The sequence below is a fragment of the Enterobacter cloacae complex sp. P12RS genome (genome assembly GCF_014895875.1).
Taxonomy (GTDB): Bacteria; Pseudomonadota; Gammaproteobacteria; order Enterobacterales; family Enterobacteriaceae; genus Enterobacter; species Enterobacter bugandensis.
The window spans coordinates 82,670-105,020 of the sequence record NZ_JADBQO010000008.1; the positions used below are offsets into that span (position 1 = coordinate 82,670).

The following is a 22,351-nucleotide window of genomic DNA, read 5'->3' on the forward strand; positions in this document are numbered from 1 at the left end:
CGCTTACTTCGCCTTCAGCGCCAGCGGGTTCAGCTTCAGCTCTTTGTAGTAGTTCACCCACGAAGAGTACTTCTCCGGAGCGGACCATACGCGATAGTGGAGTCTTGCCATCGTGACCGGATCGCTCAGCAGCACCAGACGACGGTCGCGATTGAGTTTTTCCGGGGTCTCGTTAAGCGCCTGCTCAACGTGACGATCGCGGGCAATCTCCAGCACCTGGCTTGCGCGGTGGCGCGCGGTGGCCATTGCCGTCGCCAGAGCGTTGAATGACGGATTAAACACGGCGTGCATAAAGCCATCGTCCAGCGTGCGGTTACGGTTCTGCTCCAGATAGGTATCGGTATCCACCAGTACCTGCGGCGGAGAATACTCTTCCGGGATCAGGAACAGTTTCCAGCGTTTGGTACGCAGCCCTACCGTTGAACGGCTGGAGATCACGGACACAAACGGCGACAGGATCAGCGAGAAGACAATCGGCGCCAGCCAGAACAGGAAGCGCAGATCCAGCCAGGCCATCCCGGCCGCCCACACCAGGCCCAGCAGCAACTGAGAGCCGTGGCGCATGAAGGCTTCACTCCACGGCGTGGAGTCGTCATCACGCTGCGGTGAGTTCCAGACCACTTCCCAGCCCAGGAACGCGCTGACCACAAACACGGTGTGGAACAGCATACGCACCGGCGCAAGCAGCACGGAGAACAGCACTTCCAGCAGCAGCGAAAGGGTTACGCGGAAGAATCCGCCGTACTCTTTCGAGCCTTTGCACCAGATCAGGATGATACTGAGCAGCTTAGGCAGGAACAGCAGCACCATGGTGGAAGCAAAGAGCGCAATCGCCAGCTCCGGACGCCACTGCGGCCACACCGGGAACAGCTGGCGCGGTTGCAGGAAGTATTGCGGCTCCGTCAGGGCATGGACGACCTGCAGCGCAGTGGAGAGCGCGAGGAACATAAACCACAGCGGAGCAGAGAGATAAGACATCACGCCCGTCAGGAACACCGCACGGTGAACCGGGTGCATCCCTTTTACGAGGAACAGGCGGAAGTTCATCAGGTTACCGTGACACCAGCGGCGGTCGCGCTTGAGCTCGTCCAGCAGGTTCGGCGGCAGCTCTTCGTACGATCCCGGCAGGTCGTAGGCAATCCAGACGCCCCAGCCAGCACGACGCATCAGCGCCGCTTCCACGAAGTCATGCGACAGAATCGAACCGGCAAACGAACCCTCGCCCGGCAGCGGCGCCAGCGCACAGTGTTCGATGAACGGCTTCACGCGGATAATGGCGTTGTGGCCCCAGTAGTGCGACTCACCCAACTGCCAGAAGTGCAGACCTGCGGTAAACAGCGGGCCGTAAACACGGGTGGCGAACTGCTGGCAGCGCGCGTACAGGGTGTCCATGCCGGATGCTTTTGGCGAAGACTGAATGATCCCCGCATTCGGGTTGGCTTCCATCAGACGTACCAGACCGCTCAGGCAGTCACCGCTCATGACGGAGTCAGCATCCAGCACGACCATGTAGCTGTACTGGTTACCCCAGCGGCGGCAGAAGTCATCGATGTTGCCGCTTTTACGCTTCACGCGACGGCGGCGGCGGCGGTAGAAGATCTGCCCTTCGCCCTGCACTTCCGCAATCAGCTCCATCCAGGCTTTTTGCTCTGCCACGCAGATATCCGGGTTGTAACTGTCGCTCAGGATGTAAACGTCGAAATGCGCCGCATTACCGGTTGCCTTTACGGACTCCCAGGTTGCACGCAGCCCCGCAAATACGCGGTCAACGTCTTCGTTACAGATAGGCATAATCAGTGCGGTACGGTGCTCGGGATTGAGGGGTTCATCCCCGACCGTTGACGCCGAAATGCTGTACTTGTCCCGTCCCATCAGCAGTTGCAGGAAGCCCATCAGCGCGGTCCAGAAACCGGCCGAGACCCAGCAGAAGAGGACCGCGAACAGCAGGAGGATGCCGCTCTGCAGGATATACGGCAGCAGTTGCATGAAGGAGACCCAGAGATCCTGGCCCATCATGTCCGTCGGGTTGATAAACGCCCAGCCCTGGTAAGGCAGAATGGTTTTCATATACCAGGTCGCGACAACCGTCTGCGCCAGCGTCAGAAGCAGCAGGATATAACGGCGAATTGTCCCCACGGTACGCCATTTCTGTTCGGAGGCCTGCTCTTCTTTCGTCAGGCGCGACAGATAGCGCGGCGTGACGTCACGCCCGCGCAGGCGATCCCAGAAGCGGCCAACCGGGTTGGTGCGCCATGGATCGGGGAACATTGAGGAACGCGTCGCTTTCGGCATCGCCTGAAGCTGATCGCGTCCTTCGTCGTCTTTAATCAACTGCCCTTCTGCCAGCGAGTCCGGCCAGGCCTGCTCCAGACGCGCCTTGACTGACCCCAGCGGCGTATCATCATCACGGGAAAACTGACGATGTTCGCCATCCAGCGCGGTATGAACCGCGCGGATGTCGCTCTTAGGCAGCGCCGCTTTTTCGATATCCGTCAGCGGCATGGCATCAATATATTCAGATGTATTATTCATTGGCAGGTAGCTGGTAGCTCCAGGTTTCACTCAGCGGCTGATCTTCACTGACCAGCGCAGCACGCATTTCAGTGGTCTGTTTCGGATCTTTCACTTTCACGCGCAGGGTCAGACGCCAGCCTTTGGTTACCGGGTTGTAACGCACGGTGTTCTCTACGATTTCACCGTTGTCACCGATGCTGGCCTGGGCCGACACCGCAGTATCAGGAGACAGTTTCTTCATATCCTGGCCGGTGAAGTCCACGACAAACGCTACCGTACCGTCAGGCTGACGGATCAGGTTAGACTGCTTCACGTCACCCGTAGAGCGGCGAGTCTGCGTCACATACGCGTTATCCGGCGCATGCAGCTTATCTTCGTCGCGGCTGAAGGTAATGGTGTACTTGAAGTTCATCTCTTTACCGGCTTCCGGCAGCTGATCCGGCGTCCAGTATGCGACGATGTTGTCGTTGGTTTCGTCGTTGGTTGGAATTTCAACCAGCTCTACCTTGCCTTTACCCCAGTCGCCTTTCGGCGTAACCCAGGCGCTTGGACGCAGGTCATAGCGGTCGTCGAGATCTTCAAAGCGAGAGAACTGACGGCCACGTTGCAGCAGGCCAAAGCCCTGCGGGTTTTCCATCGCAAAGCTGCTGACCGCCAGATGTTTCGGGTTATTCAGCGGACGCCAGATCCACTCACCGTTACCGGCATGAATAGACAGACCGTTGGAGTCATGCAGTTCCGGACGGAAGTTGGTTGCCGGTGACGGCTGGTTCGGCCCAAACAGGAACATACTGGTCAGCGGAGCGACGCCCAGTTTGCCCACTTTGTCACGCAGGTAAACCTTAGACTGCACGTCAACGACCGTGTCACGACCTGGCATAATCACAAAGCGATAGGCACCGGTTGCGCGTGGGGAATCCAGCAGCGCATAAATAGTCAGACGTTTGTCCGTTGGTTTTGGACGCTCAATCCAGAACTCGCGGAAACGCGGGAACTCTTCACCTGATGGCAGCGCGGTATCAATAGCCAGACCGCGCGCAGAAAGCCCGTACACCTGCCCCGCGCCAATCACGCGGAAGTAGCTGGCGCCAAGCATGCTAACGATTTCGTCGTTTTTATCTTTGCTGTTGATCGGGTAAAGCACCTTGAAGCCTGCGAAGCCCAGGTCTTTCACCGTATCTTTGTCGTGCTGCACATTGCCAAAATTGAAGTAATCCGGGCTGTACTTGATCTTACGTACCGCGGTCGCCGTCACTTCATTGATGGCAACAGGCGTGTCGAAGTACATACCCTGATGATAAAATTCAAGCTTGAACGGGGTTTTAACGTTGTTCCAGTACGCTTTATCGTGGTTGAACTGGATCTGCTGATAGTCCGCATACTTCATGTCGCGGAAAACGGAGGGCAGGTTACTTTTCGGCGCTTCGTAGCTCTTGCCTGCCATCGATTTTGCCTGTTTTGCGACATCGTCGATGTTAAAGGCCAGTGCCGATGAGGTATACAGTGATAACACCACCGCAACACCCAACCAACGCATTTTCATCATCTGTGGTTTATGTTTCATAATAAGTAAGCACTTCCCCCTTTGTGTGCTTATATCGATCCGATCCATTTTAATGGAAACTCAGGCAATCCGACAACATAATCACTGCTTTGTTCAGCTGCTGGCTCATGGATTAAGCAAATGAAAGAACCCGTTATTCACTTTGCGTGCTTATCCTGGAGACAGTGTGTCGGTCTTGGTGTAGGGTTGGCGTCGAATGTAACCATTATGAGCCTTAGGGATAAGGCGAAAAGTCTGAGAATGCGCAACGTTATATGAGCACAACACCGATACAACGGGAATATTTCCTCGACTCGATCCGGGCATGGCTGATGCTATTGGGGATCCCCTTTCATATTTCACTGATTTACTCCAGCCACACGTGGCATGTTAATAGCCAGATGCCCTCCTGGTGGCTGACGCTGTTTAATGACTTTATTCACGCCTTCCGCATGCAGGTGTTTTTTGTCATCTCCGGCTATTTCTCGTACATGCTTTTTTTACGCTATCCGCTTAAGCGCTGGTGGAAAGTGCGCGTGGAGCGCGTAGGTATTCCCATGTTAACCGCCATACCGCTCCTGACGCTGCCGCAGTTCATTATGCTGCAATACGTTAAAGGCAAGGCGGAAAACTGGCCGAATCTCTCGCTGTATGAAAAGTACAACACGCTGGTCTGGGAGCTGGTGTCTCACCTCTGGTTCCTGCTGGTTCTGGTGGTGCTGACCACGGTCAGTCTGGTGATTTTCAGCCGCCTGCGCCGTCATCTCAGCACGACAGCAGACTCTTTCTTCGCTAACGTCACGCTGGGCAAACTGTCGGTGCTCTTTTTACTGCTGGGGATCGCCTATGCCGCAGTGCGACGCACGTTGTTTATCGTCTATCCACCAATACTGAGCGACGGCCTGTTCAATTTTGTGGTGATGCAGTCGCTGTTCTACATTCCGTTCTTTTTAATTGGCGCGCTGGCCTTTATTCATTCGAGGCTTAAAGCGCTGTTTACCACCCCGTCACCGTGGTGCGCGGTGGGTGCGGCCATCGCGTTTGCGGCCTACCTGCTGAACCAGCGCTACGGGAGTGGCGACGCCTGGATGTATGAAACAGAAAGCGTGATCACCATGCTGTTGGGCTTGTGGATGGTGAACGTAGTGTTCGCGCTCGGCCACCGTTTGCTGAACTTTAAGTCCAGCCGCGTGACCTACTTCGTCAATGCCTCACTGTTTATCTATCTGGTGCACCACCCGTTGACGCTGTTCTTCGGGGCATACATCACCCCGCATATCGCATCCAACACGCTGGGCTTCTTTACCGGGCTGGTGTTTGTGGTGGGGATTGCCGTCGTACTCTACGAGATCCATCTGCGGATCCCTCTTCTGCGCTTCCTGTTTTCAGGAAAACCTCAGCCGAAAGCCGCCTGAGCAGCGCGGCGCACTCACGGTGCGCCGCCTTCGCTTCAGCTCTCCAGCTCTTGTCTGCGCTGAGTCAAAAGCCGCTGATAAAGATGCGTGGTGTCTTCATCGAAGCAGACAAAAATCACCTTCTCTGGCAGCGGTTTAAGCGACAAATAGCGGTAAACCGTTTCGACGGCGATGGTCGCCGCTGCCGCCTTAGGATATCCATAAACGCCGGTGCTGATGGCCGGGAACGCCATCGTTTTATAGCCGTTGTCGGCGGCAAGCCGCAGACAGTTTCGGTATGCCTCCTCCAGAAGGCTCGCTTCATGCTGGTCTCCGCCGTGCCACACGGGCCCGACAGCATGAATCACCGCTTTGGCAGGAAGGTTGCCCGCCAGCGTAATCACCGCATGGCCCGGAGGGCATTCACCCTGTTGCTGACGCACCATTTTACAGGCTTCCAGTAACTGCGGACCGGCAGCCCGGTGAATAGCGCCGTCTACGCCTCCTCCCCCCATCAGGGAAGGATTGGCCGCATTGACGATGACGTCGACATGAACTGTCGTAATATCGCCATGAATAACTTCAATTTGCGGTTTCATAAAGCCCCTCTGCTGCCCGCCTTTTTTATAAGTGTATCGCAGAGGGGTTATTGAGAAAAACGATAGACGTAAAACCGCGCCCACCGGCGGCGCGCACGGGTATTAACGGTACTGGATCTGAACAACCGCGAGCGTTTTTTCAGGATTCAGGTACGTCATATTCACTGTCGCCAGGCCGGAAGCCGTCGCCTTGCCGTTCAGCGCGTCGCCGTAACTCACCATACGCGTTTGCATACGATTTTTTTCCGGACACGACACCGCCAGCTGCCGCTGCTGCTGTGTAACTTCGCAAGGGTCAGCAACGATTGCGCCACGAAAGTGAATAACGCCGCCCTGCGCGAGCGTGGCCGAATAAGCTGGAGCGATAAATGCCGAAACAAGCAGGCCCAGACCTGAAATAAGATGTGCAAAAGAGTGGGTCACGATATGTACTCCTCAATGAAAATCGTCCATGAGGGGCAAACGCGCTTCATTATGCAAACGAAGGCTGACGTTACGGAACCTAACAACGCAGTTCCTGATAACAGCTTAGTTCAACGGCAAATATTCACAATGCATTGATTTCATGAATATTTACAGCGCACCCCCGGCTGGCGACCACTGCTGTGATAAATGAAGCGCTTTTCCATCCGTGACGGTGACAACGATGTTGATCGTGTCTTCCGCAGAAATAGTTAAACTCAACCGCGTTAAATCAATCGGCTGATTAGCGGGAATAAAAAGGGTATTTTGCTGTCGCGAAGCACTTTGCCCACTCTGCCCTTCCTTCAAAGAGAGGATCTGAACCTGACAATCACACGGTTCCGTCAAAATGACCTGCGGAATAATGGTCGTCATATTTCCCTGCTGTGACGTTTGAAAGGTTATCTGGCCGGAAAGCGCGGCAAGGAGAATGAAGGTATTCATGAGGAACTCCCGAAAAAAAACAGGGCATCGGCCCTGTTTTTTTGTAGTACAGATTTCAGTATCAGTACTGATGCGCTGTCGCGTGGTTACCAAAGCCGATCTGGGTAACGTTGACGGTGGAGTTAGACGCCGTCTGGTCTACGAGCGCACCGTTAAGGCCGCCGTACTGGCTAACATTCATAACGGATTTTTTGCTGTTCCACTGGTCGAGTGTCGCACTGTTGCCAAAGCCGTTCTGGGTCAGGTTGATTTTGCTGTCGTCAGAACCCTGACCGACATCAGCCCCGTTACCGCCACCGGTCTGGCTAATATTAAGAACGGAATTTCTGGCATCTGTTTGCAACGCCAGCGCGGAGTTACCGCCACCGTTCTGATAAATATTCAGGGTTGAATTTGGACCACTGTTTCCGCCATGACCGTGTCCATGACCCCATCCGCCCTGATTAATCATACCAGCCATAGCACTACCAGAAACGACGATTGCTGCAAGTGCTGCCACTTTGATAAATTTCATGGTAAACCCCCATCGGATTGATTAACGTCGTCGCGAAATAGCTAGCGCTGAATAACGCGAATTGCCATCTGCGACTGTTTCTGCACTACAACTGCGGTTTTCTGCGTACCGTACTGCGTAATATTTGCTCTATTACCCGACCCTTTCTGGATAATTTTCGCACTATTACCATATCCATCCTGCGTAATACCTGCATCGTTCCCGTTACCGCTCTGATCGATCCAGGCAATATTGTAAGTCCCTGATTGATCAACTCTCGCTCTGTTGCCTGCCCCATCCTGAGAAATGACGGACAAGAGTTTCGATCCTTCCTGGCGAAGCTGAGCGTCATTAAATACGCCCTGTTGACCAATAATGGCTGCCTGATTTAATGATGAATAACTTAATTCATTAACCGCAAAATTATATTCAGCGTTTGCTAAATCTGAATTCGCGGCGGTTACAAATCCAGGCGCACCCAGTAATGTAAACATCAAAAATAACGATGTGTTTTTCATGTTGTCACCCTGGACCCGGCTACCTGAAAACACCCTGATCGTATTTCGTATTAAACGACTCGTTTTTGTTAACGCGTCGTTACGGTGAAGAGTATGTCCGCTGAAACATTTTAAATATCTCACCCGCGCGGCTTATTTTTATTTTTCAGGTCACCACAAAGTTGTAATTTGCACCATAAAAAGCATGACACAGGCCGTTTTTATTTTTTATGAAATATTTATGCGCGACATGTTGTACAAAGGCGAGAGAGCCGTACATGCCCCTTCCCGCGTTGTTTAAGCGTAACGCCAGGATGAGATTTTCTTCAGGCCGTGACACAAGGCGAGTTTTCTTAAGCCAGAAAAACCAGAGCGACATGACTTAGAAAGTATCAGTTACTCATACCTGGATACAAACTAAAGAAAATAATAAATACTTATAAATATTAACCAGTTAATTATATTTGTATGATTTTTAAAATCTATGCACAACTATTTCCATGTACAACTTTCATATCAAATAACAACATTAAAAATCTGCAATTTTCACAAATTAATATTGATTTTTACATCTTGTTACATGATTAACACTTGCTTTAAAATTCGTAAAAGCTAGATTGAAATTAGATGTACGAAATTGGTTTTATATTTACCTCCCTGTGGAGGTTATGTTCTGATTCTACACACAGCAGTGCAACATCTGTCAGTACTTCTGGTGCCCTCTTCTTTACAAAGAGGGCGGCTGTCAGGTGCCAAAAATAAGTGGGGTTTCATCATGTATAATGAAGTCCATAGTTTACATGGTCATACATTACTGTTGATCACAAAACCTTCTCTGCAAGCGACAGCTTTATTACAACATTTAAAGCAATCTCTATCACTGAACGGGAAATTGCATAATATTCAACGTTCTTTTGATGATATTGCGCCTGGCAGCATCATTCTGTTTGATATGATGGAAGCCGATAAAAAGCTTATCCATTACTGGCAAGATAACTTAAGCAGGAAAAACAATAATATCCGCGTGTTATTATTGAATACGCCTGATGAATATCCTTTCAGAGATATTGAAAGCTGGCCGCATATCAATGGCGTGTTCTACGTCACTGAAGAAGAGGTTCGGGTGGTAGATGGTCTGCAAGGCATATTGCGCGGCGAATGCTATTTCTCGCAAAAGCTGGCCAGCTACCTCATCACGCACTCCGGAAATTACCGCTATAACAGTTCGGAATCAGCGCTGCTCACCCACCGTGAGAAAGAGATCCTGAACAAATTACGCATTGGTGCTTCAAATATTGAAATCGCCCGTTCGTTATTTATCAGCGAAAATACGGTAAAGACGCACCTTTATAATCTTTTCAAGAAGATAGCTGTTAAAAACCGAACTCAGGCGGTTTCATGGGCAAACGATAACCTCAGGCGTTAATCACATGAAGCGCACGTTGAGTTGGATCGCCGCAGCGAGTCTCCTGCTCGCTGCAGGGAACCTGCAGGCCGTTGAGGTCGAAGTTCCCGGATTGTTAACTGACCACACTGTTTCATCGATCGGGCACAGTTTTTACCGGGCCTTCAGCGATAAATGGGACAGTCCCTACACGGGTAATTTAACAATCAACGAGCGGCCCAGTGCACGATGGGGAAGCTGGATAACCATAACGGCCAATCAGGACGTTATTTATCAAACTTTTTTATTCCCCTCGAAAACAGACTTCGAAAAAAACGTAGCCTTAGCACTGGCTCAAACTGAAGACGCTATTAATCGCCTGCAAATAGATAAAGCCCTATTAAGCACCAGCGATTTAGCAAAAGATGAGTTCTAGCGAACCGATATGCGGAGGCTGTCATGCGTATTGCATATGCAGTTGTTTCGATCATGCTTATTGCTCCCCTGAGCTGGGCCGGAAATATGACCTTCCAGTTCCGTAACCCTAACTTTGGCGGTAACCCCAACAACGGTGCCTTTCTGCTGAATCAAGCTCAGGCACAAAACTCCTATAAAGATCCGAGCTTTCAGGATTTTACCGTTGATACCCCTTCCGCACTGGATAACTTCACCCAGGCTATCCAGTCGCAGATTTTAGGGGGATTGCTGACCAACATTAATACCGGCAAACCCGGCCGAATGATGACCAACGACTTTATCGTCGACATCGCCAACAGGGACGGACAGCTCCAGTTGAATGTGACCGATCGTAAAACCGGAAAAACTTCCACCATAGAGGTTTCCGGCCTGCAAAATAATTCAACTGACTTTTAAACAATAGCTAAATAAGGACAACGACCATGCAGCGCTTCCTGATATTTGTTGCAGTGTGCTTATTGAGCGGTTGTTTAACTGCTCCGCCTAAAGAAGCTGCAAAACCCACATTAATGCCGCGGGCCCAGAGTTACCGTGATTTAACCCATTTGCCTTCACCTACGGGCAAGATATTTGTCTCGGTATACAATATTCAGGATGAAACCGGACAATTTAAGCCTTATCCGGCAAGTAACTTCTCCACCGCGGTGCCGCAAAGCGCCACCGCCATGCTGGTGACTGCACTTAAAGATTCGCACTGGTTTATTCCGCTGGAACGCCAGGGGCTTCAGAACCTGTTAAATGAACGAAAAATCATTCGTGCCGCGCAGGAGAATGGCACCGTTGCGGACAATAACCGGATGCCTCTGCAGTCTCTGGCCGCCGCAAACGTGATGATTGAAGGGTCGATTATCGGTTACGAGAGCAACGTGAAATCGGGTGGCGTGGGCGCGCGCTACTTCGGTATCGGCGCAGATACCCAGTACCAGCTCGACCAAATTGCGGTTAACCTGCGCGTCGTGAACGTCAGTACCGGTGAAGTGCTCTCTTCGGTCAACACCAGCAAAACGATATTGTCTTATGAAGTTCAGGCTGGGGTATTCCGCTTCATCGATTACCAGCGTCTGCTGGAGGGAGAAATTGGCTACACCTCTAACGAACCGGTCATGATGTGTCTGATGTCAGCCATTGAAACCGGTGTGATCTTCTTAATCAACGATGGTATCGATCGCGGGCTGTGGGATCTGCAAAACAAAGCGGAGGTGCAGAACCCGATCCTGGTGAAATACCGTGATATGTCGGTGCCTCCGGAATCCTGACGGGCAGCGCATAAAAAAGGCGAGATGATTATCTCGCCTTTTTTTTTATTCACTCACCGCGGTGATGTTTTGCGTTTTTTCCCGTCGCGCCGCCAGCCAAAGACCGCTGTTCTTCATGGCGTAGCCAAACAGCAGCCCCAGCGTCAGGGAAGGAACCACCAGCTTCCAGTCCCCCTGCCCGGCAAAGGTTGCGCAGGCCCCCATAAAGGTTCCCGGCACAAACGACAGCAGCAGATGCTTCGCCTGGATACACATCAGGAAGGCGACGACACCCGTCATGACGTACCCCAGCATCTCCAGATGCGGCGCCAGCGCGCTGCCTTTCATGATGACCAGCGCCCAGATAACGCCGCTCATCAGCGTGCAGCCTGAGATAAAGAGCCCTTTCAGCCCGCCTTGAGGACAGGCGAAATAGGCCGTGCAACCCAGGAAGCCAGCCCAGCTTAACAGACCGAGAGACACCGCTACCCATCCCCAAATACCGGAGAGGATACCCGTCGTGATTGCAATACAAAGTAATATGTTCATGGCGCGCATCTTAGCAGAAGCGCGCCATAGAAATGAGATCAGAAGCACATTACGTGCAAGTTGAAATGTATCGTTGCAGGATTTTTGTGATTTACATCACTCTTCACTCTCTTCTTCCAGCTCGTCCCACATTGCTGCAATGGCGTCACGCGTCAGCGGGGCCAGCGTTCGCCAGAACGGAGAGGTGGCATGAGCTTCCACTTTACCCAGGAAGGTCCCCACCCACGGCAGCAGATACGTTTCGAAAAGGATCCCGATGGCTTCATTTTCATCGTCGCCAGCGTTGTCTTCGATCCAGGACGCGGCCAGCATCAGCGTACCGATATGATCGGCTGGGGTATCGCTCAGGGGCATCCCGCGTTCTGAAAGGAATGCCCGCACTTCCGCTTCGGTCGCGCCTTCCTGCCAGGCGGAACGATACGGCGACACGCGGCACTCTTCGCCCACGAACAGAGCATTGTAGTCCGTTGAGATCTGCTGCATATCGCAGCTTTTCTGCAGGCGCTCCAGTAACTCATCCTGTTCCAGCGGCCAGTTCTGCGCCAGTTTACCTTCGCGAATCAGCGTAAACAGCGGCACCAGCAGCGGGTCCTGCGGCTGGCGGTAATACAGGGAGCCCAGCACGCGGCAAAGGATGGAAAATTCATTCATTATTTTATTCCGTTATTCAATTAAAGATCGGCAAATTCATCAATCGGCGCCATGCCGCGCGACTCGAGGAAATCAAGCATACGACGCGGCGTGACGTTCAGGATGCGCTCTTCCGGGAAATCCACATCCTGCAATATTTTCAGGCACTCGCTAAAATCCCCCAGCGTGAAGGCCGTGTGCGAATCAGAGCCCAGCGCCACCATGCCACCCGCATCACGCACGGCGGCAGCCACTTCGCGACAGTTGGCTTCACTGCCTTTACGCGAGTGCACGAACGAGGAGTTGTTAATCTCCAGCGCCACGCGGTGTTTCGCCGCGGCCTGCGCCACGGCCTGAATATCAATCGGGTATTTCGGATTGCCCGGATGGCTGATGATGTGCACATTGCCGCTGGCAATAGTGGCAATCATCGCCGCGGTATTGGTCTCTTTATCCTGCGGCGGGAAAACCGGCTCATGGAAGCCGGCAAGGATCAGATCTAAGGAGGTCAGCATCGGGCCGGTACAGTCAATTTCACCGTCGGTGTTTTTGATGTTCGCCTCAATGCCGCGCAGTATCCCAATGCCGTCCACCAGACGTGGCCAGATACGCATATTCACAAAATGCCAGTAGTGCGGCGCATCCGCCATATCCGGGCCGTGATCGGTTATCGCGAACAGCTTGATGCCCTTAAGCTTCGCCTGGGCAATATAATCATGGAGGTTGCTATACGCGTGGGTGCTGGCGACGGTGTGCATATGCAGGTCAACGGGATACATCTTTCTCTCCTCTGCGTTTTTTCCAAAGGATAGCAGTTATCAGCGGCGAATATTAGCAAAAACCCGGCGAACGCCGGGTTTCTCTCAGTAGCCGCGCTGTCGGTCGACCTGTCCGGTGACCGGGTTACCCTTCTCTATTTCACCGATCGTGTGCGAGATATAGGCCACTGCCTCGGCAGGTCGCGTCACGGCGGCAACGTGCGGAGTCATTGCCACGCGCGGGTGTCTCCACAGCGGGCTTTCCTCCGGCAGCGGCTCACGGCTGTAGACATCCAGCATGGCGCCTTTAAGCTTCCCGCTATCCAGCGCCTTCAGCAGATCCGGCTCGACCAGATGCACGCCGCGCGCCAGGTTCATCAGGTAGCTCTGGTCGTCCAGCTGGTTGAGCAGGCCTTCATTGATAATCCCCACCGTTTCCGCCGTATTGGGCAGCAGATTAATCAGCACACGCGTGCCGTTCAGGAAGGCCGGAAGCTCATCCGTTCCGGCAAAGCTCTCAACGCCCGGATAGTCTTTACGGCTGCGGCTCCAGCAGCGCAGCGGGAAGCCCCACGGCGCGAGCGCTTCAGCCACTTTCGAACCCAGCACGCCTGCGCCGAGGATACCAACGGTAAACGCTTCGCGCGGATATTCAGGCAGCGGCTCCCAGCGGGATTGCTGCTTAAGCGCCTGATAGTCATCAAAGCGGCGGAACCAGTGCAGCACCTGGCTGACGGCATATTCCTGCATTTGCTGGCCCATACCGGTATCTTCCAGGCGGAACAGAGGAATATCTTCCGGCAGCATTTCAGGGTGTGCTTTCAGCTTGCTCAGAATGGAATCCACGCCAGCTCCGAGCGCGAACACGGCCTTTAGCTTACGGCCCTGGAGCATTTCTACCGGCGGATGCCAGACCAGCGCGTAGTCAGCATGTTCGTTATCGCCCCGCTTCCACTCACGAACGCGAGCGCCCGGCAGTGCCGCAGAAAGTGCCTTAATCCAGTAAGCCGTATCAAAAGTGGGGTGATAGAAGAGTATATCCATAGTCATTCCTGCCTTTTATTGCGCTGATTTATTTTGCTTTTTAACTGGACGGTCAGCATAGCAAATTTCTTGCGCGACCGTGTTGTTGATAAAAAAGACGCTTTCAGCACATTTAAGAATCATGTTGCCTGAAGTTTGTCTAAACGCGCTAAATTACTGAAAAAGTGGGTTGACGGCAGTTCGGCTTTTCCTTACATTAGCGCCCGTCCCAGCAACAACGGGATGACAATATGGTGAGGTGTCCGAGTGGCTGAAGGAGCACGCCTGGAAAGTGTGTATACGGCAACGTATCGGGGGTTCGAATCCCCCCCTCACCGCCATATTTTAAGAAGAGCTCGCATGAAAATGCGGGCTTTTTTTTCGCATGTTGCACGCCTGCGGGGGGATGAGAACCCCCGACCGGGGTTCGACAACTGGCGCAGCCAGTTGGACAGACTGTAAGCAAAGCGAACAGGCTGCCCGCAGGGCGAGCGAAGCGAGTCAATCCCCCCCGGTGCTATATTCAGCTCGGTGCAGCCTGAGCGCCTCAGCCTAACCCTCTCCCCAAAAGGGCGAGGGGATCGTTACTCCTCCACCATCCGCGCATACTCTTCAGTAAGAAAATCCACCAGCGTTCTGACGGACGGCAGCAAACCTCGCCTGGAAGGATAAACAGCGTGAATCACTTCCCGTCGGGGTTCCCATGCGTCCAGCACCCTTACCAGTTCCCCGGATGCCAGCTGATCCTTGACCATCAAAATCGGCAACTGCACCACGCCCACCCCCGCCATCGCCGCTTCACGCAGCGCCAGCATGTCGGTGGTAATAAAGCGCGGCGTGTAATGAATCGCGGCTTTCGCTCCCTCCGGCCCGCTCAGCTCCCATCTGTGCAGCTGCTTTCCCACCCCCATGCTCAAACCCGGCCACTCGCTCAGCTCAGAGGGCACGGCAGGGTGACCCATCCGCTCAATCAGTGCAGGGCTCGCCACCAGGCAGTGTCCCCTGTCTGCCAGCACTCTTAACACCAGGTCGCTGTCATCAAACGGACGTGGACGAACGCGGATCGCCACGTCAATGCCCTCGCCCACCAGATCGACCCGTCGGTTGGTGGCCTCAAGCTGAAGATTGATCCCCGGATAGCGCGCCATAAACCGTGCCAGCATGGGACCCACGTGCACGTGCAGCAAGGTGACCGGACAGGTGATCCTGACCACGCCGCGTGGCTCGGCCTGCAACGCCGCCACCGCCTCTTCCGCAGCTTCGGCCTCTACCAGCATGGCTTTACAGTGCTGATAGAACGTCTGCCCCACTTCCGTCACCGTAAACTGCCGGGTGGTGCGCTGGATCAACCGCACGCCAAGGCGCTCTTCCAGCTGGGCAATCCGGCGGCTCAGTTTTGACTTGGGCTGATCGAGCGCCCGACCCGCCGCCGCAAATCCACCATGGTCCACCACCTTCACAAACCACGCGAAATCATTGAGATCCTGCATACGCCCTCATCGTTCCATATTCAGAACAGTGAATGTCATTTTCACTATCTACCGGGATATTAACCCTGAATATAAGCTAATTACATCAACAGAACATCAGGAGTACATCATGAAAAACGTAACAGGCGTTTATACCGCACCTCGTCCGCACTGGGTCGGTGACGGTTTCCCGGTTCGTTCAATGTTTTCTTACCAGACGCACGGCGAGCCGCTGAGCCCGTTTCTGCTGCTGGACTATGCCGGACCGTACACCTTCCCGGCGGACGGCGCGAAACGCGGCGTGGGCGAGCATCCTCATCGCGGCTTTGAAACGGTGACCATCGTTTACGCCGGCGAAGTGGAGCATCGCGACTCCACCGGCAGAGGCGGCATTATTGGCCCCGGCGACGTGCAGTGGATGACGGCGGGCGCAGGCATCCTGCACGAGGAGTTCCACTCCAGCGCCTTCGCGCAGAAAGGCGGTGAACTAAAAATGATGCAGCTGTGGGTCAACCTGCCCGCCAAAGACAAAATGGCGACGCCCGGCTACCAGAGCATCATCAAAGCGGATATCCCGGTGGTCACGCTGCCGGATAACAGCGGCACGCTGCGGGTCATCGCCGGTCGCCTTGAGGACGTGACGGGCCCGGCCCATACCTTCTCACCGCTGAACGTCTGGGACATCGCGCTTAACCAGGGCAGCCATCTGACGCTCAACCAGCCCGAAGGCTGGAGCACGGCGCTGGTGGTACTTGAGGGCAGCGTAACGGTGAACGGCACCACGCCAGCGGGTGAAGCGCAGCTGGTTGTGCTAAGTCAGAGCGGTGAAAAGCTGCATCTGGAAGCGAACAGCGACGCGAAATTGCTGCTGATGGCCGGTGAGCCGCTGAATGAACCGATTGTGGGCTACGGCCCGTTTGTGATGAACAGTAAAACCGAGATCGCGGAAGCCATTCGTGATTTCAACTCCGGCCGCTTTGGCCAGATCTGAACGTAATTAAGGAGCGCAATATGTCTACCCCTGCAAACTTCAACGGTGCACGTCCCGTCATTGACGTAAATGATGCCGTCATGCTGCTTATCGACCACCAGAGCGGGCTGTTCCAGACCGTCGGCGACATGCCCATGCCGGAGCTGCGCGCCCGTGCGGCGGCGCTGGCAAAGATCGCCACGCTGGCGAAGATCCCGGTGATCACCTCCGCCTCCGTTCCACAGGGACCGAACGGCCCGCTTATCCCGGAGATCCACGCCAACGCGCCGCATGCGCAGTATGTGGCCCGCAAAGGTGAGATCAACGCCTGGGATAACCCGGAATTCGTGGCGGCGATAAAAGCTACCGGTCGCAAGACGTTAATTATTGCAGGCACGATCACCAGCGTCTGCATGGCCTTCCCGTCCATCAGCGCGGTGGCGGACGGATATAAAGTGTTTGCGGTGATTGATGCCTCCGGCACCTACAGCAAAATGGCGCAGGAGATCACCCTGGCCCGCGTGGTCCAGGCAGGCGTGGTGCCGATGGATACCGCCGCTGTGGCCTCTGAGATCCAGCGAACCTGGAACCGTGAAGATGCGGCTGAATGGGCTGAAGTATACACCCACATCTTCCCGGCCTACCAGTTGCTGATCGAAAGCTACGGCAAAGCGCAGGAGGTGGTGAAAAACAGCGAAGTGCTCGATTCGCAGCGTTAATCCTGCGCTGTACGACATAAGCTGATTAAGGCTTAACCGAACAAGCACGAATGCAGAAAATCTGCTTGACCGCTTTCGCGCAACTCCCTATAGTAGCGCCCCGTTGCCCCCCAAGCGGTCAGGCAGCAAAACAATATGGTGAGGTGTCCGAGTGGCTGAAGGAGCACGCCTGGAAAGTGTGTATACGGCAACGTATCGGGGGTTCGAATCCCCCCCTCACCGCCATATTTTAAGAAGAGCTCGCATGAAAATGCGGGCTTTTTTTTGCATATTGCACGCCTGTGGGGGGATGAGAACCCCCGACCGGGGTTCGACAACTGGCGAAAGCCAGTTGGACAGACTGAGAGCGCAGCGAACAGGCTGCCCGCAGGGCGAGCGAAGCGAGTCAATCCCCCCCTCACCGCCATATTTGAGATGAGAGCTCGTACGAAAGTACGGGCTTTTTTCTTTTGGATCGCACCTGGGGATTCGAACCTTGAGACTCCCTGCGCTCTTTATGCCTGCACATAAAACAAAGCCCGGTTTCCCGGGCCTTGAACACAACAGCAAACTCAGTAATACGCTTGCAGCGTGCGCTGACAGAGCGCCGAACGCACGCAGTCCTCTTTGGTGAAGCGTACCACCCCAATCATCTCATCTTCCTCAAAACGTGACATGGCGTCGCTCAGTCCGGACTTCACGCCGGACGGCAGGTCACACTGGGTAATATCGCCGTTAACGATAACCGTCACGTTCTCCCCGAGGCGCGTTAAAAACATCTTCATTTGCGCAGCGGTCACGTTCTGAGCCTCGTCGAGAATAACAACCGCATTTTCAAATGTACGTCCGCGCATATAGGCGAACGGCGCGATTTCCACCTTGCCAATCTCTGGTCGCAGGCAGTACTGCATAAAGGATGCACCCAGTCGCTTCACCAGCACGTCATAGACGGGCCTGAAGTATGGAGCAAACTTCTCCGAAATATCGCCGGGCAGGAAGCCGAGATCTTCATCAGCTTGCAGTACAGGACGGGTAACAATAATGCGCTCCACGTCCTTATGGATCAGCGCTTCCGCTGCTTTGGCTGCACTGATCCAGGTTTTCCCGCATCCGGCTTCACCGGTTGCAAAGATGAGCTGTTTACTCTCGATAGCATTCAGGTAGTGCGCCTGAGCCTCATTGCGCGCCACAATTGGAGAATTATCACGGCTGTCTCTGGCCATGCCAATTGCTTCTACGCCACTCATCTGCACAAGCGAGGTGACCGATTCTTCTTCACGCTGTTTATGGCTACGTGAGTCCCGTCTCAGCACACGTTTTGCTTCGCGACGAGCTTTGATCACTGCTTTTTGTCTTCCCATGGATAGCACCTTGAGTTGTTGGTATTCATCACACGCGCCAGCTTCGGCACGATTATGCGCACGAACATCAGAGGGTTGGCTTCCTTGTAAGCCATTGCTTGCTTTATCAGATGACGATACAGAACGGCTACGCGCACCGGTCTGCACGTCGGTCGAATCAGGTTCTTGAGATGTGGGGGAGAATTTAGTGGTGAGGAAATCGCTGCCGGAGTCTGAGCCTCCGCGCCGGGTGCTGCGGTTGTTATGTTTACCTTGTCCAGTACAGGACGCAACCATTCGCGATCTCCATAGTGATTCAGCATCACTGCCGGGAACTACCGCTGTCTTATCTTAAGTACATCAGGAGTTATCATAAATGCAACATTTATTTTACCTGAATGCAACTTTTAAGACTGTTCCTGCAGCGGAATCAGTCTTATATATGAATATTACAGAAATATAACAATAAGATAGTCATATGAAAAAATAATGTCCCCGCGAACTATCACAGGGACGATTATCAGGCTTCCATCAGACCTTGTGCGAGATACGCGCCAGCATCGCGCGCGCCGGGCAGGGCAAAGAAATAGCCGCCGCCGATGGGCTTAATGTACTCTTCCAGCGCTTCGCCGTTTAACCGCTTCTGCACGGTCAGGAAGCCTTTCTCCAGATCGTGCTGATAGCAGACGAACAGCAGCCCCATATCAAGCTGGCCGGAATTGGTCACGCCCAGCGAATAGCTGTAGCCACGGCGCATCATCAGGCTGGACTGCGTCTCTTTGGTGCGCGGGTTGGCAAGGCGAATATGGCTGTCGAGCGCGATAACGTCGCCATCCGGGTCGTTCGCGTAGTCCGGCACATCATGCTCGTGCTTCATGCCCAGCGGCGCCCCGCTCTGCTTGTCGCGGCCAAAAATCGTCTGCTGCTCTTTCAACGGCGTGCGGTCCCAGAACTCCACGTGGAACTGAATAATACGCACAGCCTGGTAGCTGCCGCCCACCGCCCATGCGGGTTCCCCCTGATCTGCCGTCACCCACACCACGTCTTTCATCAGCGCCGCATCGCTGCTGTCCGGGTTGGCCGTGCCGTCCTTAAAGCCCAGCAGGTTAACCGGCGTCTCTTTGCCTTTGCTGCGGGCGGCGTGGTCAGAGATAAACCCTTCCCGCTTCCAGCGCACGCTCAGCAGATCCGGCGTGTGCTTGATGATATCGCGCAGGGCGTGGATCACCGTGTCCTGGGTATTGGCACAAATCTGCAGGAGCAGATCGCCGTGGCACAGCGCCGCGTCGAGGGAGTCATTCGGGAAGCGCGTCATCTTCTGCAGCGCGTTCGGCTTCTGTTTTGCCAGGCCGTAGCGGCCGTCAAACAGCGACTCCCCTACCGACACGGTAATGGTCAGGTTATCCGGCGCGATAAACGCCCCGAGGATACCGGAATCCATCGGCGGCAGGCGCGGGTTCGGCGTATCCGGTGCCGGCCCGCCCGCGGTAAGAAACGCGATGCGCGCCGTCAGCAGGCGGAACAGACGCTCCAGATCCGCCTTATCGCTGGCCAGCGAATCAAAGGCCACCAGCATCATGGAAGCTTGCTGCGGCGTGAGAATACCCGCCTGGTGCGCGCCATAAAACGGCTGGGTCTCCATCCGGGCATCCGGCGAGAGCGTACCGGGCGCGCTCTGCGATTTCGCCGCATGCGCCACCGGGCAACCTCCCGCCAGGGCAAACGCGCCGCCCAGCGCCCCTACCCCTTTTAACAAACGACGTCGGGAAGGTTCCGCCACGTCGAATTCTTCGTGCTTGTTCATCGTGCTTAGTCCAGACCCAGTACGCCGCGCAGCAGGGAGAGATCTTCCGCCAGCGTCGTAATCGGGCCTTTCAGCGCGTTACGGTCGGCGTCGGTCAGCTTGTCGTAGGTTTCGAACCCGTCTTTGGTACGGTACTTGGCCAGGATGGTATCGACCTTTTTGAAGTTGGCATCCACTTTCGCCAGCAGTTCGCCGTTCTCTTTCTGAAGCTGAGGACGCAGCAGCTCGACAATCTTCTGCGCACCGTCGACGTTGGCCTGGAAGTCCCACAGGTCGGTGTGGCTGTAGCGATCTTCTTCACCGCTGATTTTGCTCGCGGCCACTTCTTCAATCAGACCGGCCGCGCCGCCCACCACCTTCGACGGCGGGAAGGCCAGCTCGCTGATGCGCTTTTGCAGCTCCAGCACGTCGGTGTTCAGCTGCCCGGCGTATTTCTCCATTCCTTTGGTGGAGTTATCGCCAAACAGGGCTTTTTCCAGACGGTGGAAGCCGGTGAATTTCGGATCGGCGGCCTTCTGCTCGTAGTCATCTTCGCGGGCATCAATGCTACCGTCGAGGTCAGAGAACAGCTCGGCAATCGGCTCGATGCGCTCGTAGTGCTGACGGGTTGGCGCGTACAGGGATTTCGCTTTTTCGATATCGCCCGCTTTCACGGCGTCGGTGAAGGCTTTGGTACCCGTGACCAGGTCCGCCGTCTCTTTGGTGACGTAGGCTTTATAGGCGGTGATAGCGTCGCCCAGGCTCAGCAGGGCCGTGCCTTTGGCCGCGTCCGCCGTCGCTGCACCTTTGACGATCAGCTTGCCTTTAGGGTTGGTCAGCAGGCCGCAGGTCATGTCGTATTCACCCGGCTGCAGGTTGGCGGTCATCTTCTGGCTGAAGCCCGGCGCGATGTTCTCGCGCTCTTCCACCACCATCACGCCTTTGAGGATCTCCCACTCCAGCGCCTTCTGGCTGTGGTTCTGAATGATAAACTGGGTTTTACCGCTGTTAACCGTGATGGTCATCGGCTCGCACTGCTTATCGTTAACGGTGACTTTTACCTGCGGAATATCCGCAGCCTGCGCAGCGAATGCAGAAGCGAACAGCGCGGCAATGCCTGCGCACAATGCACTACGACGAAACTGAATTGCCATGACTCTTCCCTTAAAAAGTATGTTGTAACTAAAACAATAATTACGGCGCAACGCGCGACGCCTGCGAGCCGGTACGCGGCGGCATCGCGAACAGCACCAGCGCCGGAACCAGATAGATAAAGTACATCGCCACTTCGCTGACGCTCGGCGTTTCCTGGTAGCCGAAGATGCCTTCGAGCAGGGTGCCGGTCAGTGAATGGGTGGAGAGAACGTTGCTAAGATCGAACGCTACGTCCTGGAAGTGGTTCCACAGGCCCGCCTCGTGGAAGGCGCGGATCGCCCCTGCCGCCAGCCCCGCGGCCACCAGCAGAATGAACAGGCTGGTCCACTTAAAGAAGGCGCCCAGGTTGAGGCGAATGCCGCCCCAGTAGAGCAGAAAGCCCAGCACCACCGCCGTTGCCAGACCGAGCATGGCGCCCAGCGGCGGCCAGATGCCCACGTCCTGCTGGAATGCCGCCAGCAGGAAGAAAACCGATTCCAGACCCTCGCGCGCCACGGCGAAAAAGACCATCATGATCAGCGCCCAGCCGTGGTGATTCCCCTTCTGCAGGGCGTTATCCACCGCCTGCTCAAGCTGCACCTTCACGTTGCGGGAAACTTTGCGCATCCAGAAGACCATCCACGTCAGGATAAACACCGCAATCACGGCGACGATACCTTCAAACAGCTCCTGCTCTTTCTGCGGGAATTCGCCGGTGGTTTCATTGATGAGGATACCTAAGCCCAGGCAGAGCGCCGCGGCAAGGAATACGCCAACCCACATCACGCCAATCCAGCGCCCACGCTGGGTGCGCTTCAGATAGCTGGCGATAAGGCTGACAATCAGGGCCGCTTCAAGGCCTTCACGTAACATAATGAGAAATGGAACAAACATGCCGACACCTTAAATGTTTATCGCGGTCAACTGATGCAAAGAAAGGTAAATTCTTGTGATA

Annotated in this window: 23 protein-coding genes, 2 tRNA genes and 1 other RNA gene; 10 read left to right on the forward strand and 16 right to left on the reverse strand. The window is 54.6% G+C overall.

Features of this window, described 5'->3' with window-relative positions:
- Positions 1–3: 3 nt before the first annotated feature.
- Both mdoH and mdoG read right to left on the reverse strand, forming a co-directional pair.
- Complete coding sequence (mdoH, locus tag IM284_RS06040) at positions 4–2,532, reverse strand: glucans biosynthesis glucosyltransferase MdoH (protein ID WP_041910533.1); 2,529 nt, start codon at positions 2,530–2,532, stop codon at positions 4–6.
- Positions 2,525–4,078, reverse strand: a complete 1,554-nt coding sequence (gene mdoG, locus IM284_RS06045) for a glucans biosynthesis protein MdoG (protein WP_028012685.1) — start codon at positions 4,076–4,078, stop codon at positions 2,525–2,527. Before mdoG ends, mdoH begins: the two co-directional genes overlap by 8 nt.
- 254 nt (positions 4,079–4,332) lie before the next feature.
- On the opposite strand from mdoG, the gene mdoC reads away from it, so the two are divergent.
- The gene (gene mdoC, locus IM284_RS06050; protein WP_047368275.1) at positions 4,333–5,472 is read left to right on the forward strand and encodes a glucans biosynthesis protein MdoC; all 1,140 of its coding nucleotides are present in this window, start codon (positions 4,333–4,335) and stop codon (positions 5,470–5,472) included.
- Positions 5,473–5,507: 35 nt separating this feature from the next.
- On the opposite strand, the gene ymdB is transcribed toward mdoC, so the two are convergent.
- The 5 genes from ymdB to csgB all read right to left on the reverse strand — a co-directional run bounded on the left by ymdB (position 5,508) and on the right by csgB (position 7,967).
- Positions 5,508–6,050, reverse strand: a complete 543-nt coding sequence (gene ymdB / locus IM284_RS06055; RefSeq protein WP_045630081.1) for an O-acetyl-ADP-ribose deacetylase — start codon at positions 6,048–6,050, stop codon at positions 5,508–5,510.
- A gap of 102 nt (positions 6,051–6,152) precedes the next feature.
- Positions 6,153–6,473 carry a type 1 fimbrial protein gene (locus IM284_RS06060; protein WP_045261657.1) on the reverse strand — a complete coding sequence of 107 codons (321 nt, stop codon included), beginning with the start codon at positions 6,471–6,473 and terminating at the stop codon, positions 6,153–6,155.
- Between the two features lie 150 nt (positions 6,474–6,623).
- Positions 6,624–6,956, reverse strand: coding sequence for a curli assembly chaperone CsgC (gene csgC / locus IM284_RS06065; protein WP_041910536.1), 333 nt, complete (start codon positions 6,954–6,956; stop codon positions 6,624–6,626).
- Positions 6,957–7,017: 61 nt separating this feature from the next.
- Entirely contained in the window at positions 7,018–7,470 is a 453-nt protein-coding gene (gene csgA / locus IM284_RS06070) for a curli major subunit CsgA (RefSeq protein WP_047368274.1), read from the reverse strand.
- Positions 7,471–7,511: 41 nt separating this feature from the next.
- A complete protein-coding gene (csgB, locus tag IM284_RS06075) occupies positions 7,512–7,967 on the reverse strand; it encodes a curli minor subunit CsgB (protein ID WP_028012679.1) in 456 nt (151 codons plus the stop codon).
- Positions 7,968–8,721: 754 nt separating this feature from the next.
- Here csgB and csgD point away from each other — a divergent pair.
- From csgD to csgG, 4 genes are read left to right on the forward strand one after another with little or no spacing between them, the layout of a single operon-like run.
- A complete protein-coding gene (gene csgD / locus IM284_RS06080; protein ID WP_028012677.1) occupies positions 8,722–9,372 on the forward strand; it encodes a biofilm master transcriptional regulator CsgD in 651 nt (216 codons plus the stop codon).
- 4 nt (positions 9,373–9,376) lie between these two features.
- Entirely contained in the window at positions 9,377–9,766 is a 390-nt protein-coding gene (gene csgE / locus IM284_RS06085; protein ID WP_028012676.1) for a curli production assembly/transport protein CsgE, read from the forward strand.
- Between the two features lie 23 nt (positions 9,767–9,789).
- Positions 9,790–10,203, forward strand: coding sequence for a curli production assembly/transport protein CsgF (gene csgF / locus IM284_RS06090; RefSeq protein ID WP_028012675.1), 414 nt, complete (start codon positions 9,790–9,792; stop codon positions 10,201–10,203).
- Between the two features lie 26 nt (positions 10,204–10,229).
- On the forward strand, positions 10,230–11,063 hold the full coding sequence (gene csgG, locus IM284_RS06095; RefSeq protein ID WP_047368272.1) for a curli production assembly/transport protein CsgG: 834 nt from the start codon (positions 10,230–10,232) through the stop codon (positions 11,061–11,063).
- A gap of 45 nt (positions 11,064–11,108) precedes the next feature.
- Here csgG and IM284_RS06100 read toward each other — a convergent pair whose 3' ends face one another.
- The 4 genes from IM284_RS06100 to ghrA form a co-directional block, all read right to left on the reverse strand.
- The gene (locus IM284_RS06100) at positions 11,109–11,591 is read right to left on the reverse strand and encodes a DUF1097 domain-containing protein (RefSeq protein WP_131701657.1); all 483 of its coding nucleotides are present in this window, start codon (positions 11,589–11,591) and stop codon (positions 11,109–11,111) included.
- 96 nt (positions 11,592–11,687) lie between these two features.
- The gene (locus tag IM284_RS06105) at positions 11,688–12,242 is read right to left on the reverse strand and encodes a molecular chaperone (protein ID WP_047368270.1); all 555 of its coding nucleotides are present in this window, start codon (positions 12,240–12,242) and stop codon (positions 11,688–11,690) included.
- A gap of 20 nt (positions 12,243–12,262) precedes the next feature.
- Complete coding sequence (locus IM284_RS06110) at positions 12,263–13,000, reverse strand: phosphatase (RefSeq protein WP_028012671.1); 738 nt, start codon at positions 12,998–13,000, stop codon at positions 12,263–12,265.
- Positions 13,001–13,084: 84 nt separating this feature from the next.
- Positions 13,085–14,023 carry a glyoxylate/hydroxypyruvate reductase GhrA gene (gene ghrA, locus IM284_RS06115; protein WP_028012670.1) on the reverse strand — a complete coding sequence of 313 codons (939 nt, stop codon included), beginning with the start codon at positions 14,021–14,023 and terminating at the stop codon, positions 13,085–13,087.
- Positions 14,024–14,255: 232 nt separating this feature from the next.
- Here ghrA and IM284_RS06120 point away from each other — a divergent pair.
- Positions 14,256–14,343, forward strand: a tRNA-Ser gene (locus IM284_RS06120).
- 243 nt (positions 14,344–14,586) lie between these two features.
- Here the strand turns inward: IM284_RS06120 and IM284_RS06125 are convergent.
- Entirely contained in the window at positions 14,587–15,492 is a 906-nt protein-coding gene (locus tag IM284_RS06125) for a LysR family transcriptional regulator (RefSeq protein WP_028012669.1), read from the reverse strand.
- 109 nt (positions 15,493–15,601) lie between these two features.
- On the opposite strand from IM284_RS06125, the gene IM284_RS06130 reads away from it, so the two are divergent.
- The 4 genes from IM284_RS06130 (at position 15,602) to IM284_RS06145 (ending at position 17,566) form a co-directional block, all read left to right on the forward strand.
- On the forward strand, positions 15,602–16,462 hold the full coding sequence (locus IM284_RS06130) for a pirin family protein (protein ID WP_047368269.1): 861 nt from the start codon (positions 15,602–15,604) through the stop codon (positions 16,460–16,462).
- Positions 16,463–16,482: 20 nt separating this feature from the next.
- Positions 16,483–17,160 carry an isochorismatase family protein gene (locus tag IM284_RS06135; RefSeq protein WP_193055755.1) on the forward strand — a complete coding sequence of 226 codons (678 nt, stop codon included), beginning with the start codon at positions 16,483–16,485 and terminating at the stop codon, positions 17,158–17,160.
- Positions 17,161–17,297: 137 nt separating this feature from the next.
- A tRNA-Ser gene (locus IM284_RS06140) sits at positions 17,298–17,385 on the forward strand.
- A 43-nt stretch (positions 17,386–17,428) separates the two neighbouring features.
- Positions 17,429–17,566: non-coding RNA, RtT sRNA (locus tag IM284_RS06145), on the forward strand.
- A 145-nt stretch (positions 17,567–17,711) separates the two neighbouring features.
- Here the strand turns inward: IM284_RS06145 and phoH are convergent.
- The 4 genes from phoH to efeU all read right to left on the reverse strand — a co-directional run bounded on the left by phoH (position 17,712) and on the right by efeU (position 22,290).
- Positions 17,712–18,500: a phosphate starvation-inducible protein PhoH gene (gene phoH, locus IM284_RS06150; RefSeq protein ID WP_024908976.1), complete on the reverse strand. Its 789-nt coding sequence runs from the start codon at positions 18,498–18,500 to the stop codon at positions 17,712–17,714.
- 499 nt (positions 18,501–18,999) lie between these two features.
- Positions 19,000–20,283, reverse strand: a complete 1,284-nt coding sequence (efeB, locus tag IM284_RS06155; RefSeq protein ID WP_047368267.1) for an iron uptake transporter deferrochelatase/peroxidase subunit — start codon at positions 20,281–20,283, stop codon at positions 19,000–19,002.
- Positions 20,284–20,288: 5 nt separating this feature from the next.
- A complete protein-coding gene (gene efeO / locus IM284_RS06160) occupies positions 20,289–21,416 on the reverse strand; it encodes an iron uptake system protein EfeO (RefSeq protein ID WP_028012666.1) in 1,128 nt (375 codons plus the stop codon).
- Positions 21,417–21,456: 40 nt separating this feature from the next.
- Positions 21,457–22,290 carry an iron uptake transporter permease EfeU gene (efeU, locus tag IM284_RS06165; RefSeq protein ID WP_028012665.1) on the reverse strand — a complete coding sequence of 278 codons (834 nt, stop codon included), beginning with the start codon at positions 22,288–22,290 and terminating at the stop codon, positions 21,457–21,459.
- Between the last annotated feature and the right edge of the window lie 61 nt (positions 22,291–22,351).

Excerpts from the sequence above, each read along its gene's own strand:
- mdoH (WP_041910533.1), bottom strand. The coding sequence starts at position 2,532 with ATGAATAATACATCTGAATATATTGATGCCATGCCGCTGACGGATATC.
- IM284_RS06110 (WP_028012671.1), bottom strand. The coding sequence starts at position 13,000 with ATGTATCCCGTTGACCTGCATATGCACACCGTCGCCAGCACCCACGCG.
- csgG (WP_047368272.1), top strand. The coding sequence starts at position 10,230 with ATGCAGCGCTTCCTGATATTTGTTGCAGTGTGCTTATTGAGCGGTTGT.
- mdoC (WP_047368275.1), top strand. The coding sequence starts at position 4,333 with ATGAGCACAACACCGATACAACGGGAATATTTCCTCGACTCGATCCGG.
- IM284_RS06130 (WP_047368269.1), top strand. The coding sequence starts at position 15,602 with ATGAAAAACGTAACAGGCGTTTATACCGCACCTCGTCCGCACTGGGTC.
- ghrA (WP_028012670.1), bottom strand. The coding sequence starts at position 14,023 with ATGGATATACTCTTCTATCACCCCACTTTTGATACGGCTTACTGGATT.
- csgE (WP_028012676.1), top strand. The coding sequence starts at position 9,377 with ATGAAGCGCACGTTGAGTTGGATCGCCGCAGCGAGTCTCCTGCTCGCT.
- efeU (WP_028012665.1), bottom strand. The coding sequence starts at position 22,290 with ATGTTTGTTCCATTTCTCATTATGTTACGTGAAGGCCTTGAAGCGGCC.
- csgC (WP_041910536.1), bottom strand. The coding sequence starts at position 6,956 with ATGAATACCTTCATTCTCCTTGCCGCGCTTTCCGGCCAGATAACCTTT.
- efeB (WP_047368267.1), bottom strand. The coding sequence starts at position 20,283 with ATGAACAAGCACGAAGAATTCGACGTGGCGGAACCTTCCCGACGTCGT.
- IM284_RS06135 (WP_193055755.1), top strand. The coding sequence starts at position 16,483 with ATGTCTACCCCTGCAAACTTCAACGGTGCACGTCCCGTCATTGACGTA.
- ymdB (WP_045630081.1), bottom strand. The coding sequence starts at position 6,050 with ATGAAACCGCAAATTGAAGTTATTCATGGCGATATTACGACAGTTCAT.
- csgB (WP_028012679.1), bottom strand. The coding sequence starts at position 7,967 with ATGAAAAACACATCGTTATTTTTGATGTTTACATTACTGGGTGCGCCT.
- phoH (WP_024908976.1), bottom strand. The coding sequence starts at position 18,500 with ATGGGAAGACAAAAAGCAGTGATCAAAGCTCGTCGCGAAGCAAAACGT.
- IM284_RS06100 (WP_131701657.1), bottom strand. The coding sequence starts at position 11,591 with ATGAACATATTACTTTGTATTGCAATCACGACGGGTATCCTCTCCGGT.
- csgF (WP_028012675.1), top strand. The coding sequence starts at position 9,790 with ATGCGTATTGCATATGCAGTTGTTTCGATCATGCTTATTGCTCCCCTG.
- IM284_RS06105 (WP_047368270.1), bottom strand. The coding sequence starts at position 12,242 with ATGAATGAATTTTCCATCCTTTGCCGCGTGCTGGGCTCCCTGTATTAC.
- IM284_RS06125 (WP_028012669.1), bottom strand. The coding sequence starts at position 15,492 with ATGCAGGATCTCAATGATTTCGCGTGGTTTGTGAAGGTGGTGGACCAT.
- efeO (WP_028012666.1), bottom strand. The coding sequence starts at position 21,416 with ATGGCAATTCAGTTTCGTCGTAGTGCATTGTGCGCAGGCATTGCCGCG.
- csgD (WP_028012677.1), top strand. The coding sequence starts at position 8,722 with ATGTATAATGAAGTCCATAGTTTACATGGTCATACATTACTGTTGATC.
- csgA (WP_047368274.1), bottom strand. The coding sequence starts at position 7,470 with ATGAAATTTATCAAAGTGGCAGCACTTGCAGCAATCGTCGTTTCTGGT.
- mdoG (WP_028012685.1), bottom strand. The coding sequence starts at position 4,078 with ATGAAACATAAACCACAGATGATGAAAATGCGTTGGTTGGGTGTTGCG.